This is a genomic window from Rhodococcus sp. NPDC006774, assembly GCF_040636045.1.
GTDB lineage: Bacteria > Actinomycetota > Actinomycetes > Mycobacteriales > Mycobacteriaceae > Rhodococcoides.
Window position 1 is genome coordinate 235383 of the sequence record NZ_JBEYIW010000008.1, and the last position, 14205, is coordinate 249587.

11 protein-coding genes are annotated in these 14205 nt (G+C 65.8%); 8 read left to right on the forward strand and 3 right to left on the reverse strand.

The features are described 5' to 3' along the window. The first annotated feature begins 1 nt into the window (after position 1). From cobN to ABZ677_RS15170, 3 genes are all read left to right on the forward strand, one after another. Complete coding sequence (gene cobN / locus ABZ677_RS15160; protein ID WP_358370577.1) at positions 2-3607, forward strand: cobaltochelatase subunit CobN; 3606 nt, start codon at positions 2-4, stop codon at positions 3605-3607. An 18-nt stretch (positions 3608-3625) separates the two neighbouring features. Continuing rightward, on the forward strand, positions 3626-4006 hold the full coding sequence (locus ABZ677_RS15165) for a PPOX class F420-dependent oxidoreductase (protein WP_094634411.1): 381 nt from the start codon (positions 3626-3628) through the stop codon (positions 4004-4006). Between the two features lie 71 nt (positions 4007-4077). Beyond that, positions 4078-4515 (forward strand): VOC family protein, encoded by a 438-nt coding sequence (locus tag ABZ677_RS15170; RefSeq protein WP_212556210.1) that lies wholly within the window; start codon positions 4078-4080, stop codon positions 4513-4515. 12 nt (positions 4516-4527) lie between these two features. Here the strand turns inward: ABZ677_RS15170 and ABZ677_RS15175 are convergent, their stop codons facing one another. The 3 genes from ABZ677_RS15175 to ABZ677_RS15185 are packed head-to-tail and all read right to left on the reverse strand — an operon-like array spanning position 4528 to position 8197. Beyond that, complete coding sequence (locus ABZ677_RS15175) at positions 4528-5895, reverse strand: metallopeptidase TldD-related protein (protein ID WP_358370581.1); 1368 nt, start codon at positions 5893-5895, stop codon at positions 4528-4530. Further along, positions 5892-7418, reverse strand: a complete 1527-nt coding sequence (locus ABZ677_RS15180) for a TldD/PmbA family protein (RefSeq protein ID WP_358370584.1) — start codon at positions 7416-7418, stop codon at positions 5892-5894. Before ABZ677_RS15180 ends, ABZ677_RS15175 begins: the two co-directional genes overlap by 4 nt. An 11-nt stretch (positions 7419-7429) precedes the next feature. Then, the gene (locus tag ABZ677_RS15185; protein ID WP_094634414.1) at positions 7430-8197 is read right to left on the reverse strand and encodes a TSUP family transporter; all 768 of its coding nucleotides are present in this window, start codon (positions 8195-8197) and stop codon (positions 7430-7432) included. A gap of 17 nt (positions 8198-8214) precedes the next feature. Between ABZ677_RS15185 and ABZ677_RS15190 the strand changes: the two genes are divergently transcribed. From ABZ677_RS15190 to lnt, 5 genes are all read left to right on the forward strand, one after another. Continuing rightward, positions 8215-9378, forward strand: coding sequence for a sensor histidine kinase (locus ABZ677_RS15190; protein WP_037189287.1), 1164 nt, complete (start codon positions 8215-8217; stop codon positions 9376-9378). Between the two features lie 16 nt (positions 9379-9394). Continuing rightward, positions 9395-10051, forward strand: a complete 657-nt coding sequence (locus ABZ677_RS15195) for a response regulator transcription factor (RefSeq protein ID WP_358370588.1) — start codon at positions 9395-9397, stop codon at positions 10049-10051. Positions 10052-10131: 80 nt separating this feature from the next. Next, positions 10132-10668 (forward strand): FxsA family protein, encoded by a 537-nt coding sequence (locus tag ABZ677_RS15200; protein ID WP_037189285.1) that lies wholly within the window; start codon positions 10132-10134, stop codon positions 10666-10668. 59 nt (positions 10669-10727) lie between these two features. Continuing rightward, positions 10728-12281, forward strand: coding sequence for an amidohydrolase (locus ABZ677_RS15205; protein ID WP_358370660.1), 1554 nt, complete (start codon positions 10728-10730; stop codon positions 12279-12281). Between the two features lie 58 nt (positions 12282-12339). Beyond that, positions 12340-13863 (forward strand): apolipoprotein N-acyltransferase, encoded by a 1524-nt coding sequence (lnt, locus tag ABZ677_RS15210; protein ID WP_358370663.1) that lies wholly within the window; start codon positions 12340-12342, stop codon positions 13861-13863. Positions 13864-14205 lie beyond the last annotated feature (342 nt).

Sequence of the window (14205 nt, forward strand, 5' to 3'; positions counted from 1 at the left end):
CGTGTTCTTGTTGCTGTCCACGTCGGACACCGATCTGCTCAGCGCCCGTGCCAGCGGAGCAGACTTCACCTGGGGCAACCCTTCCCGGCTGCTCGCCGAGGACATCCCGGCGATGGCCGAGTCGGCCGAGTTGATCATCGTGCGCATCCTGGGCTCGCGACGGTCGTGGGAGTCGGGCATCGAAGCGGTTCTGGCGACCGGGCTGCCGGTCGTCGTGCTCGGCGGTGAACAGACACCCGATGCGGACCTGATGGAGATCTCGACGGTGCCCGCCAACGTGGCCGCGCAGGCGCACAACTACTTGGCCGAGGGCGGATCCGACAATCTCGAGCAGCTCTACAACTTCCTCTCCGACACCGTGTTGCTGACCGGCCACGGTTTCGACGCTCCGCGGCACCTGCCGACATGGGGCTACCTCGAACGATCGTCCGCTCCGCACTCCGCGGGTCCGACGGTGGCGATCCTGTACTACCGAGCCCAGCATCTGGCCGGAAACACCAGGTACATCGATGCCCTCGCCACTGCAGTGGAGAACGCCGGAGCCACCGCGCTCCCGATCTACTGCGCCTCACTGCGCACGGCCGAACCCGACCTGCTCGACACTCTGAAGTCGGCGGACGCCCTGATCGTGACCGTGCTGGCCGCAGGTGGCACCAAACCGGCCGGAGCGTCGGCCGGCGGCGACGACGAGGCCTGGGACGTCGCCGAGCTGGCCGCACTCGACGTACCGATCCTGCAGGGTCTGTGTCTGACGAGTTCTCGCGCGACGTGGGCCGAGAACGACGACGGACTCTCTCCATTGGACGTGGCAACGCAGGTCGCCGTCCCGGAGTTCGACGGCCGGCTCATCACGGTCCCGTTCTCGTTCAAGGAGATCGACGACGACGGCTTGACCACGTACGTCCCGGACCACGAGCGTGCCGCTCGGGTGGCAGGCATCGCAGTACGGCACGCGCGGCTGCGGCACATTCCGGCTGCCGATCGCCGTATCGCCCTGATGTTCTCGGCCTACCCCACCAAGCATGCGCGGATCGGAAACGCCGTCGGCCTCGATACTCCGGCGAGCGCGATCGCGTTGATGTCGGACATGCGCACCGCCGGCTACGACCTCGGACCGCTCGACGGCCCGGATTCGGTGCCGGGTCTGGCTGCTCGCGACGGTGACGCCCTCATCCATGCGCTCATCGCCCGTGGCGGCCAGGATCCCAACTGGCTCACCGATGCCCAGCTCGAGGGCAATCCCATTCGCATCTCGGCCGCGCAGTACGGCCGGTGGTTCGAGCAGCTGCCCGCGGATCTGCGCGACGGCGTGATCGAGCATTGGGGCCCGGCACCGGGTGATCTCTACGTGGATCGGTCTGCCGATCCGGACGGTGAGATCGTCATCGCTGCAATGCAATTCGGCAACGTGGTCATCATGGTGCAACCACCGCGCGGATTCGGCGAGAAGCCGGTTGCGATCTATCACGACCCGGACCTGCCGCCGAGCCATCACTATCTGGCGGCCTACCGGTGGATCTCGGCCACGCAGGCCGACGGCGGCTTCGGCGCGGACGCCATGGTGCACCTGGGCAAGCACGGCAACCTGGAATGGCTGCCGGGCAAGACACTCGGTATGTCCGCTTCCTGCGGAACCGATGCGGCCCTGGGAGACCTGCCGTTGATCTACCCGTTCCTCGTCAACGATCCAGGGGAGGGCACGCAGGCCAAGCGCCGAGCGCACGCCACCCTCGTCGATCACCTGATTCCGCCGATGGCGCGCGCGGAGAGCTACGGCGACATCTCCCGGCTCGAGCAACTACTCGACGAGCACGCGAACATCTCGGCACTGGACCCGGCCAAGCTGCCCGCCATCCGCCAGCAGATCTGGACGCTGATGACGGCGGCGCAGATGCACAAGGACCTCGGGCTCGAGGAGCGCCCCGACGAAGAAGTGTTCGACGACATGCTGCTGAACGTCGACGGGTGGCTGTGCGAGATCAAGGACGTACAGATCCGCGACGGACTGCACATCCTGGGCCAGGAACCCGTCGGAGACGCCGAGGTCGAGCTGGTGCTCGCGATGCTCCGAGCCCGGCAGATGTGGGGCGGAGAGCAGACGGTCCCCGGCCTGCGAGAAGCACTGGGACTCAGCGAGGACGGCGACGAGGACCGTACCCGCGTCGACGCTGTGGAGGCCGTGGCCCACGGGTTGGTCGCGGCGATGCAGGCAGCGCAGTGGGATCCCGCCGCGGCTGCGCGGGTGGCCGGCGAGCACGGCGGCGTGGTCACACAGATTCTCGAGTTCGCCGCATCCGAGGTCGTTCCGCGTCTGCGCGGGACCTCACGCGAGATCGCCCAGGTGCTGCACGCGCTCGACGGCGGTTTCATCGCGGCGGGTCCGAGCGGTTCACCGTTGCGCGGACTCATCAACGTGCTGCCCACCGGCCGCAATTTCTACTCCGTCGATCCGAAGGCCGTGCCCTCGAAGTTGGCGTGGGAGACCGGGCAGGCGATGGCGGAGTCGCTGCTCGCTCGCTACCGCCAGGATCACGACGAGTGGCCGAAATCCGTCGGGCTGTCGGTGTGGGGTACGTCGGCCATGCGGACCTCCGGCGACGACATCGCCGAAGTGTTCGCGCTGCTCGGAGTCTCTCCGGTGTGGGACGAGGCGTCGCGAAGGGTGACGCGACTCGAGGTGATCGACCTCGTCGAGCTCGGCCGTCCTCGCATCGACGTGACGGTCCGCATCAGCGGCTTCTTTCGCGACGCGTTTCCCCATGTACTGGCCCTGCTCGACGATGCGGTCCGGATGGTCGCCGCCTTGGACGAGCCGCCCGAGCAGAACTACATCCGCGCACACGCGCAGGCCGACCTCGCCGAGCACGGCGACGAACGACGTTCCACGACAAGAATTTTCGGATCGAAGCCGGGGACCTACGGCGCCGGGTTGCTTCAGTTGATCGACAGCAAGACCTGGCGCAGCGACGACGACCTGGCGCAGGTCTACACCACCTGGGGCGGATTCGCGTACGGACGTGGTCTCGACGGCGTTCCGGCCTCGGACGACATGCGCACCGCCTACAAGCGCATTGCCGTCGCCGCCAAGAACACAGACACGCGAGAGCACGACATCGCAGATTCGGACGACTACTTCCAGTACCACGGCGGCATGATCGCAACCGTGCGTGCGTTGACCGGAAAATCGCCCGAGGCCTACATCGGTGACAGCACACGGCCGGAATCGGTTCGCACACGCACACTGTCGGAAGAGACCGCGCGGGTGTTCCGCGCCCGGGTGGTGAACCCGCGGTGGCTCGAGGCCATGCGCAGGCACGGCTACAAGGGCGCGTTCGAGATGGCGGCGACCGTGGACTACCTGTTCGGTTACGACGCGACAACCGACGTGGTGCAGGACTGGATGTACGAGAAGCTGGCCGAGACGTACGTGCTCGATGAGCAGAACAAGAAGTTCATGCAACAGTCCAATCCGTGGGCCCTGCACGGTATCGCGGAGCGGCTGCTCGAAGCGGCCGAGCGAAAGATGTGGACCGAGCCGAACAAGCAGGTTCTCGACGGCTTGCGCCAGGTGTATCTGGAAACCGAGGGCGAGCTCGAAGGGGAGTAGCGACGTACTCTGAGCGGTATGGCTGCCACCTTCGAAGACATTGCCAAGGGCAAGTACGTACTGCTGACGACGTTCAAGAAGGACGGCACCGGGGTGCCGACCCCGCTGTGGGGTGCTCTCGACGGGGATCGGCTGCTGGTGTGGACGGTGGCCGATTCGTGGAAGGTCAAGCGGATTCGCCGCAACCCCGCAGTCACCCTGGCACCGTGCGACATGCGCGGTAACCCCCAGGGCGACGCGGTCGACGCACGGGCCGAGATACTCGACGCGGCCCAGACGGAGAAGGCACGTGCAGCCATCGCGTCGAAGTACGGCATTCTCGGATGGCTCACCGTCAAGGGCAGCGTGCTCCGCCGGGGCAAGAGTGGTTCCGTCGGGCTGGCGATCACCGCCGCCTGAGAAGAACTCGGCACCATCGCTCGTATGCGCAGTTCCGAATGCTTCGTGAGGCAGCTTCCCCTGCTGCCGGAATGGAGCACCACGTGCCTATCGCAGTGACCGATTACAACCATGTTCGCCTCACCGTCAGCGACATCGACCGGTCCCGGTCGTTCTACGACTCGGTGTTCGGTTTCGACGTCGCCTACGCCTGGGATCCCGACGCGGACGAAGAGACCAAGAAGGCCCTCTGGTTCCTCTTCGGCGGCGTCATCTACAAATTCGGCGGCGGCCTGCTCGGTCTGCGCCCGGTCGCACCGAACGACGACACGTTCGCCGAAGACCGTTGCGGGCTCGATCACCTCAGCTTCACCGTCGACACCCGTGCAGCGCTGGAAGACGCCGTGAAGACGCTCGACGAGTTGGGCATCGCACACGAGGGCATCAAGGACGCAGGGCCCGGCATGTCCATCGTCGAGTTCAGGGATCCGGACAATATCGCTCTCGAGCTCACCGGACCCGACAAGTAGTTCGGACCGGCCTTACTGGGCGGCGCTGACCGACGACATGTGAAAGTCGGGAATGCGCAGCGGCGGCATAGCCGTGCGAGTGAACCAGTCCTTCCACTCGCGCGGCAGTGTCGCCTCCGTTGCGCCCGCCTCGGTGACGCGGCGTAGCAAATCCAGCGGGCTCTCGTTGAAGCGAAAATTGTTCACCGCACCGGTGATTCGACCGTTCTCGATGGCATAGACGCCGTCCCTGGTCAGCCCGGTGAGCAGCAGCGATGTCGGATCGACCTCACGGATGTACCAGAGCGTCGTCAGGAGCAGCCCGCGTTCTGTGTCGGCAACCATCTGATCGAGGCCGACGTCCGTGCCGCCCGTCAGAACGAGGTTCTCGCCCGGGACCGCGACGGGAGCTCCGAACTTCTGCGCCGATGCACGTGGGTACGAGAGGGCGGATACCGATCCGTCGCGGATCCAGTCGACGCGCTCGATGTCCATGCCGTTGTCGAACACCGACACCGAATCACTCGACGACCCGGCCACCACGAACGGCGCGTACTCGAGTCCCGATGCGTGTGGATCGGAGAACAGGGTGAGCGGCAGATCGGTGAGTTTCTCGCCCACTCGCGTTCCACCTGCACGCGAGAGCGCGGTACGGCCTTCCTGCGCTCCGCGACCTTCCATGGTCCACATCAGGTAGATCATCAGGTCGGCCACCGCCGACGGGGGCAGCAGAGTCTGATAGCGACCGGCGGGAAGTTCGACGGTGTTCCGGGCCCAGCCGAGTCGGGTGGACAGCTCCGCCAACATCGCCTCGACCGACACGTCCTCGAAGTCGGTGGTTCCGGTGCCCACCCAGGCGCTCGCCCCGGATCGCTTGCCGTTGATCTCGACCGATCCGGTGGGCTGCGTGAACGTACGACGCACACCGGTCGAGGTTCCGAGCCAGACGTTGTCGACGGTGTGCTGCGCAAATCCGTACAGCGTGTCCTCGCCATCGAAACCGACGTTCAATTGCGTTGCCAGCGAGCCGAACACATCGATCGACGTGTGCTGCGCACTGCGGCCCCAGTCGTGCGGTTCCGCGGCCGACTCCATGGGCAGCAAGGGCATCGCGTCGTCGGCGGGCTCCGCCGATCGCGCCGCCGCCTCGCTCGCCCGAACCACTGCCTCGATGTCGTCGGGATCCACACTCGTCGACGACACAGTGCCGACTCGAACGGTGTCGGCCTCTCGCACGATCGAGATCACTTCCCAGCGCCGAGAGGTGGCAATTCCGTTGGTGGTCATGGAGTTTCCGGCCCACCGCAGTGTCGCGTCGCTGGAGTCGGTGACGATCACGATGGTGTCGTCGACACTCGCGCAGGTGAGTGCACGTTCGATCACGAGCTGCGGCGCGATCATCGACCTGCCTCCGATCGGGTGTTGAGAACGTTGACGCCGCGGAACAACGCGACGGGGCAGCCGTGGCTGACGGCGGCCACCTGCCCGGGTTGGGCCTTGCCGCAGTTGAATGCGCCGCCGAGTCGCCACGTGGACGGTCCGCCGAGCAGTTCCATCGAGCCCCAGAACTCGGTGGTCGTCGCCTGGTACGCCACGTCACGCACCTGGCCGTCGAGCACGCCGTTGCGGATTCTGTAGAAGCGTTGACCGGTGAACTGGAAGTTGTAGCGTTGCATGTCGATCGACCAGGATTTGTCGCCGACGACGTAGATGCCGTCCTCCACCTCCCCGATGACGTCGGCGGTCGATCGATCGGTCTCGGGGTCGGCCTGCAGCGACACGTTCGCCATCCGCTGGATCGGTACGTGATGCGGAGAATCGGCGTACGAGCACCCGTTGGACCGCTCGAGACCGAGTTTCGGGGCGAACACTCGATCGAGTTGGTACCCGACGAGTGTCCCGTCGCGTACCAGGTCCCATCTCTGCGACGCGACTCCGTCGTCGTCCCAGCCGATGCTGGCCAGGCCGTTGATCTCGGTACGGTCGGCGGTGACGTGCATGATGGGCGATCCGTAGCGCAACGTCCCCAACTGGTCCGGGGTCGCGAACGAAGTGCCGGCGTAGGCGGCCTCGTAGCCGATGGCACGGTCGTATTCCGTTGCGTGCCCGATCGACTCGTGAATGGTGAGCCACAGGTTGGTCGGATCGATGACGAGATCGGTAGGTCCTGCCACGACGGACGGTGCCTTCACCTTCTCGGCCAGCCACTCGGGGATCCGGGCCAGCTCGTCGGCCCAGTCCCACGTGCTGTCCTCACCCAGGTACTCCCAACCTCGTCCGACGGGTGGCGCGAGGGTGCGCATGGTCTCGAATGCACCGGCGGATCGATCAACCGTGGTGGCCTCGAACTGGGGATGCAGTCGCACCCGCTGCTGCGTGATGCTGCTGCCGGCCAGATCCGCGTAGAACGACTGCTCCTTGACCTGCAGAACCGAGGCGGTGACGTGATCGACGCCGTCCGACGCCGCCAGCCGGGACGAATACTCCGCCAGCAGTGCCACCTTCTCGGCGGTGGGTACCTCGAACGGGTCGATGCTGTACTCCGACACCCACGTCGCATTCGAGTACACCGGCTCGGAGGCGAGTTCGACGCGTTCGCGATTGAGCGTGCGCAGCGCTGTGGCCACCTCGACCGCACTGCGGGCCGTGGCTGCGGCTGCGTCGGTGCCGAGTTCGGCGTGCGATGCGAAACCCCAGGTGCCGTCGACCACGACCCGCACGGCGAGGCCGATCTCACCGGCGTCGATGGCGGATTGAACGGAGCCGTCGCGCAGCGATATGGACTGAGTCGTCAAGCGCTGCACGCGAACATCGGCGTGCGTTGCCCCGGCCGAGCGGGCGGCGCTCAGGGCGGCGTCCGCGAGGGCCTGCAGGGGCAGAGCAAGGAAGTCGGCGTCGACCGATCGATCCGATTGTCTCGTCACGCCTGAAGACGCTAGCCGAATTGTTGCCATCCGAGTCGGATCACCATGCCCACGACCACGACGAGCAGGACGATTCTCACGAATCCGGCACCGCGGGCGACCGCTGTCCTCGACCCGAGGACGGCACCGAACACGTTGCACACCGCCATGGCCGCTCCGAGCTGCCAGTAGACGCTGCCGGTGACGGCGAAGAAGGTGAGGGCACCGACGTTGGACCCGACGTTGATCACCTTGGCCATCGCGGCGCTGCGGACGAACTCGGTTCCGAGCATCGTGGCGAAGACGATGATCAGGAACGTTCCGGTACCGGGCCCGAGAATGCCGTCGTAGAAGCCGATTCCGGCGGCTGCGCACCCGATGACGATCAGAACTTTGCGATGGGTGGGCGGCGACGATGCCGCGCTCAGACCGATGGTCGGACGGCAGGTGACCAGTACGGCCACACCCACCAGAACGACCATGATGATCGGGATGAACAGCTCGCGGTCGATCAACGACACCGCAGCTGCGCCTGCCGCCGAAGCCACGGCGGCGAGGACGCCGGCCGGAATCAGCACCGCCCAGTCGAGCGAGACCTTCCGCGCGAAGGTGACGACGGCGGCGACGGTACCGAATACGGCCGTCGCCTTGTTCGTCGCCAGCGCTGCCTGCTGCGTGAGCTGAGGTGCCACGAGAAGAATCGCGGGCAGCAGGATGAGGCCACCTCCGCCCACCACTGCGTCGACCCAACCGGCGGTCGTGGCAGCGACCATCAGCAATCCCCAGTCGGCAGCAGTCATACGGCAAACTCAATCACATGCGTCGATTCAGTCTGTGGCTCCGTGGGCAGCCGTTCGTGGCCGATGCCCTGCTGGCGGTCGGGCTGTTCGTCGTCGACATTCTCGTCTTCGTCAGCTCGGTCGACGGTCTGAACGGACCGTTGTTCCTGGTCTTCTCGGTCGTGCTGACGATTCCCGTCGCGTGGCGGCGTCGTCTGCCTCGCTCGATCGCAGCACTCACTCTGGTCACCACGCTCGGCTCCGACATAGCGGGCAGCCTCGTGGGCGATGCCTACAACGGTCACCCGGCCGCCCTGGCGCTACCGATCATGCTCTACACGCTGGTTGCGTACGTCGGTCGAGTTCAGGGCGGGATCTATGCCGCCGCCCTCGCTGCGTACACCGCCGCGAACCTGTACCTGTTCACCCAACCGGTGATCACGACGCTGTTGTTCAGCGCGCTGATGTATGCGCTGTCGTGGGTTGCGGCGGAATTTCTCGGTGCCCGCAGGGCATACGACGAAGCGACGCAGGCCCGTCTCGTCGTGGCCGAGTACGACAGGGATCGCCGTGCCGAAGAGGCCGTGATCACCGAGCGCACGCGTATCGCGCGCGAACTGCACGACGTCATCGCCCACAGCGTCAGTGTCATGGTGGTCCAGGCCGACGGCGCCTCGTACGCCATCAGGCGCAACCCCGATCGCGCGGAGCAGGCCGTTGCCAACATCTCCGCCACCGGCCGATCGGCGCTGGCGGAGTTACGTCGTACGGTCGCATTGTTGCGGACGTCTCCCGATTCGGACGACATGCCCCAGTACGGGACCGCAGGCCTGGCCCGTGTCGTCGAGATGATGGGTCGCGCCGGATTGAACGTCGAGCTCGAACAGACGGGAAACCTGGACGACATCAGCCCGGCGATCAGCCTCGGAGTGCACCGGTTGGTCCAGGAATCGCTGACCAATGTCCTACGGCACGCCGGTCATGCGCCGCGCGCGGTCGTGAAAGTGGTTCGCGCAGAAGAGGAGGTGAGCGTCGAGATTTCCGACAACGGCACCGGCTCGGGCACCCCGACGTCGGCGGACGGCGGTGGACACGGATTGCTCGGAATGCGCGAGCGAGTAGCGGTGCTTCGAGGCACCCTGCACGCGGGTCGGACGCCACACGGCAATTGGCTCGTGCGGGCAACGCTGCCGATCGAGTGAGGGTTAGGTTGGGTCGGTGCCGATCACCGTTGTCGTCGTGGACGACCAGGAACTCATGCGCATGGGATTGAACATGGTGCTCGAGGCGCAGGACGACATCGAGGTGGTGGGGGAGGCCTCCGACGGGGCCGGTGCCGTCGAGGCCGTGGCCAGACTGGAACCGGCAGTGGTGCTGATGGACGTCCGCATGCCCGGCGTCGACGGCGTGGCCGCCACCCGCACCATCACCGAATCGGGTTCGGACGCCAAGGTTCTGGTGATGACGACCTTCGATCTCGACGAGCACGTCCTCGGTGCGCTCAGGGCGGGGGCCAGTGGATTCCTGCTCAAGGACACTCCACCGGAGGACCTGGTCTCCGCGATTCGCAGCGTGGCTGCAGGCGATGCCGTCGTCTCACCGAAGGTCACCAAGCGTTTGCTCTCGAGGTTCGTCGCACAGACTCCGTCGACCACCGATGCCTCTGTTCTCGACTCGCTCACCGGCCGTGAACGCGAGGTGCTGGTGCACTTGGCGACCGGCTTGTCCAATGCCGAGATAGCGGCCGTTCTGCATCTGTCCGAGGCGACGATCAAGACCCATATCGGTCGAATCCTGACGAAGTTGGACATCCGCGATCGAGTCCAGGCGGTCGTGCTGGCGTACGAAACCGGCCTCGTCCGACCGGGTTCCTGAGAATTTCCCGGCAAACCGGTCACCCGGGAGCGATTTCGATGCCCCGCGCGTTGTACCGGTGAAGCGAAGAAAGGACCGTCATGCTCGCTCTGTTCGTACTCTATGTCGTGGTCGAGGTCGCAGCGCTGGTCGCCGTGGGAAGCGCACTCGGTGTGCTCTGGACCGTCGTACTGCTGATCGGCGGATCGCTGGTCGGGTCGTTGCTGGTGCGATCGCAGGGCAGACGTGTGCTGGACGGTCTGCAGCGGGCATCCCGAGGCGAGCGATCGGCCGGTGGTGCCGTGGCCGATGGCGCTCTCTTCGCCGCGGGGTCGGTCGCAATGTTCGTGCCGGGACTGGTGACCACGGTGATCGGGTTGCTGTTGTTGATCCCGCCGACCAGGTGGCTGCTGCGCCCGGCAGTGATGTGGGCCGCCGCACGCTGGTTGCCGCAGGTTGCGACCGCGACCCGGCGCATGCGCCCCACCGTCATCGACGGTGAGATCCTCGACGATCATGTCGACGACGCCAGCCGAGCACCGAATGCATCCGGTTCTGCATTGATCCTCGAGGGACAGGTGATCGAGGCCGATCGATTCGATCCCGCCGCCGGGGATTTCCGGAAGCCACACCGGTAGGGGCAGACTGGTCGTTCGTGACCACCGAATTGTTCTGCGGCGGACGGATCTACAGTCCGATGGCGTCGGACGCCACCGCCATGGCCGTGACCGATGGAATCGTCAGCTGGATCGGTGAGGATCGCACCGGGCGAGCGCTCCATCCAGGAGTCCGCGTCACCGACCTGGCGGGGGCCTTCGTGGCACCGGCGTTCGTCGACACTCACGTGCACGTCACCGATCTGGGTCTGTCGTCGATCGGACTCGATCTGTCCGGCTGCACCTCGCTCGAACACTGCATGCGGGTGCTCGCCGAGCACGCATCGTCGTCCTCGGACGCACTGATCTGGGGACACGGCTGGGACGAGAGCTCGTGGCCCGAACATCGCGCACCGTCGACGGTCGACCTCGACGCGGCAGCGCCGGGACGCCCGGTGTACCTCACACGCATCGATTCGCATTCGGCTGCCGTCTCGACGCCGTTGCGCGTCGCCGCGACCGGAATGGAATCCGCCACCGGCTTCTCCGAGCAGTCCCCTCTCACAGCTGCCGCTCACCACCTCGCGCGGCTGACTGCACGATCGATGATCACAGCCGACACCCGGGATCGGGCTCGAACGGCTGCGCTCGACAGCGCTGCGGCGCAGGGAATCGTCGCAGTCCACGAATGTGCCGGTCCGATCGTGTCGGGTATCGACGACTTCCGTGAACTGATGGCCGCCGAACACGGGGTGGAGGTTCGCGGATACTGGGGCGAGCTGGTCGAGACGGCCGAGCAGGCGCGGCAGCTGCTCGGCGAGACCGGCGCTCACGGGCTGGCCGGTGACATCTTCGTCGACGGCTCGCTGGGATCGCGGACCGCGTGGTTGTCGTCGCCGTATGCGGACGGCTCCGGATCGGGCGTGCCGTACGAGGACGTCGATTCGATCGCTGCACACATCTCGGCGTGCACGTCCGCCGGAGTCCAGGCGGGGTTTCACGTCATCGGTGACGCTGCGATCTCGGCTGCCGTCACCGCATTCGAGCGGGTGGTGACCGAGCTGGGAACTCCAGCCGTCGCCGCGTGCGGGCATCGGCTCGAACATCTGGCAATGGTCACGCCCGAGCAGGCCGACAAACTGGCCTCCTGGGGGGTGATAGCCAGCATGCAACCGATGTTCGACGCCCAGTGGGGCGGTTCGGGAGGGTTGTATTCGGCACGGCTCGGCGCAGACCGTGCATCGGCGCTCCATCCGTTCGCGCGCTTGGCATCGGCGGGGGTGGCGCTCGCATTCGGTTCGGATGCGCCGGTCACCCGACTCGATCCCTGGGCGACGGTCAGAGCCGCGGTCAATCACCACACGCCGGGCAGTGCCATCTCGCCTCGGGCCGCTTTCTCGGCCGGTACCCGCGGAGCCTGGCGAGCGGGCGGAGTTCGCGACGGATTGGCGGGGACGTTGGTGCCGGGAGCGCCCGCCTCCTTCGCGGTGTGGGAGGTCGACGAACTCGTCGTCCGAGCACCCACGGACAGCGTGCAACGATGGTCGACGGACCCACGCGCAGGAGTATCTCCCTTGCCCGGTCTGGACCCGTCGTCCACGAGCCCACAGTGCTCGATGACCGTGCACCGCGGACAGGTCATCCATGAGAACTGAGTCCGCTTCGGGTGTCGGGACGGTGGCCTCGTCAGCGGAGCGGCTGCGCCGGACCGCGATGTCGACGGCGCTCTCCGTCGCCGGTGGCGCACTGATATTCGCGAGCTTCCCTCCGCGAACCCTGTGGTTTCTGGCCCCGCTGGGTATCGCGCTGCTGGCCCTCGTCCTGACCGGCTTCGGCGGCCGGAGGTCGGTATCGCTGAAAGGGGGATTCGGCTACGGCTGTGCCGCCGGACTCGGATTCTTCGTTCCGCTCCTCCCGTGGATCGGTGTGTACGTAGGACCGATGCCGTGGCTGGCGCTCGCCGCCGCCGAGTCCGTCTTCGTCGGCTTGTTCGGAGTGCTCGGTGTGTTGTCGGCACGGAGCGCATGGTGGCCGCTGTCGATGGCATTGGCCTGGAGCCTGACCGAATGGCTCAGATCCAGTGTTCCCTTCGGTGGCTTTCCGTGGGGCAGATTGGCATTCGGACAGCCCGAGGGCTGGTTGCTTCCCTTGGCGAGCGTCGGCGGTGCACCGTTGCTCAGTTTCGGTGTGGCACTGACCGGAACCGGAACGGCGGCGCTGCTGGTCGCGGGCAGTCGACGAGACGGAGCGCGTTCGTTCCTCGGACCGGTCGCCGCAACGACGATCGCGTCCATCGTGGCGCTGGGGTTGCTACCGACGCTGCACGGCAACGACGCGCCGGAGGGCGACGAACGGACAGTGACGATCGCGGCCGTCCAGGGAAGCGTTCCGCGGCTGGGTCTGGATTTCAACGCACAGCGCCGCGCGGTGTTGGACAATCACGTCCGAGAGACCATGACATTGGCCGCCGACGTCGAGGCCGGCAGGCAACCTGCCCCGGATCTCGTCGTGTGGCCCGAGAACGCGTCCGATATCGATCCGTTGAGAAATACCGACGCTGCGACTCTCATCACACAGGCGTCGGTGGCTGTGGGGGCCCCGATTCTCGTCGGCACCGTACTCGTCAATGCCGATGGTACGAACACGAATTCGGTGATTGCGTGGAACGGTACGGACGGGCCCGGTGAGCGGCACGACAAGAAGATTATTCAACCGTTCGGCGAATACTTGCCATTCCGAAGTTTTTTTCGATTGTTTTCGGAATATGCCGACCGAGCGGGTTATTTCGTCCCCGGTAGCGGAAACGGAGTGGTGCACGCTGGGGGAATAGCGGTCGGAATAGCAACGTGCTACGAAGTCGCATTCGATCGCGCACTCGAGGAATCGGTCCGGTCGGGCGCGGAGTTCATCGCCATACCCACCAACAACGCGACCTTCGGCGACACCGAAATGACCTACCAACAACTCGCGATGTCCAGAGTGCGAGCCGTCGAGCACGGACGAACGGTTGTGGTGGCCGCTACGAGTGGCGTCAGCGCAATCGTGTCGCCGGACGGTGACGTCCTTCAGCAGACGCCGCTCTTCAGCCCGGACGTGCTGGTGTCCAGTGTTGTACTGCGACAATCCCTCACCGTCGCGACTCGAATCGGCTTCGGATCGGAATTGGTGCTGTGTCTGGCAGCCGTCGGAGCGCTCGGCGCGACGCTTCTGGCCGGACGTCGCCGCTCCGACTCCTGAAACAAACGCCGAGTCGGTAAACAGTGGGTTTATCGCACCGCCGAGTCGGATACGAACGAAACAATGCCGAGCGATGTGTCGTGCGGAGTCATTCGTTCGACCGAATAGCATCTGCTCGGGTAGCACTCTCGGTCACTTCTGTAACAGGCTGGAGGCAGTGATCGATGGTTCTTATGATTACTGCACAAAAGAACCGTGCCGATGTTGTATCTTTGTAAGCCGTTGGGGTGCTCGACACGGAATTTTCAGGTCGGCTTTCAGCGGATGACCGACGGTTTCGCGTTGGTATGTGAGCGCAGTATCGACGCCGACATTGTCGACCGTGTCGTACGCCTGGCGGGG

Excerpts from the sequence above, each read along its gene's own strand:
- lnt (WP_358370663.1), top strand. The coding sequence starts at position 12,340 with ATGTCGACGGCGCTCTCCGTCGCCGGTGGCGCACTGATATTCGCGAGC.
- ABZ677_RS15175 (WP_358370581.1), bottom strand. The coding sequence starts at position 5,895 with ATGATCGCGCCGCAGCTCGTGATCGAACGTGCACTCACCTGCGCGAGT.
- ABZ677_RS15190 (WP_037189287.1), top strand. The coding sequence starts at position 8,215 with ATGCGTCGATTCAGTCTGTGGCTCCGTGGGCAGCCGTTCGTGGCCGAT.
- ABZ677_RS15200 (WP_037189285.1), top strand. The coding sequence starts at position 10,132 with ATGCTCGCTCTGTTCGTACTCTATGTCGTGGTCGAGGTCGCAGCGCTG.
- ABZ677_RS15185 (WP_094634414.1), bottom strand. The coding sequence starts at position 8,197 with ATGACTGCTGCCGACTGGGGATTGCTGATGGTCGCTGCCACGACCGCC.
- ABZ677_RS15165 (WP_094634411.1), top strand. The coding sequence starts at position 3,626 with ATGGCTGCCACCTTCGAAGACATTGCCAAGGGCAAGTACGTACTGCTG.
- ABZ677_RS15205 (WP_358370660.1), top strand. The coding sequence starts at position 10,728 with ATGGCGTCGGACGCCACCGCCATGGCCGTGACCGATGGAATCGTCAGC.
- ABZ677_RS15170 (WP_212556210.1), top strand. The coding sequence starts at position 4,078 with ATGGAGCACCACGTGCCTATCGCAGTGACCGATTACAACCATGTTCGC.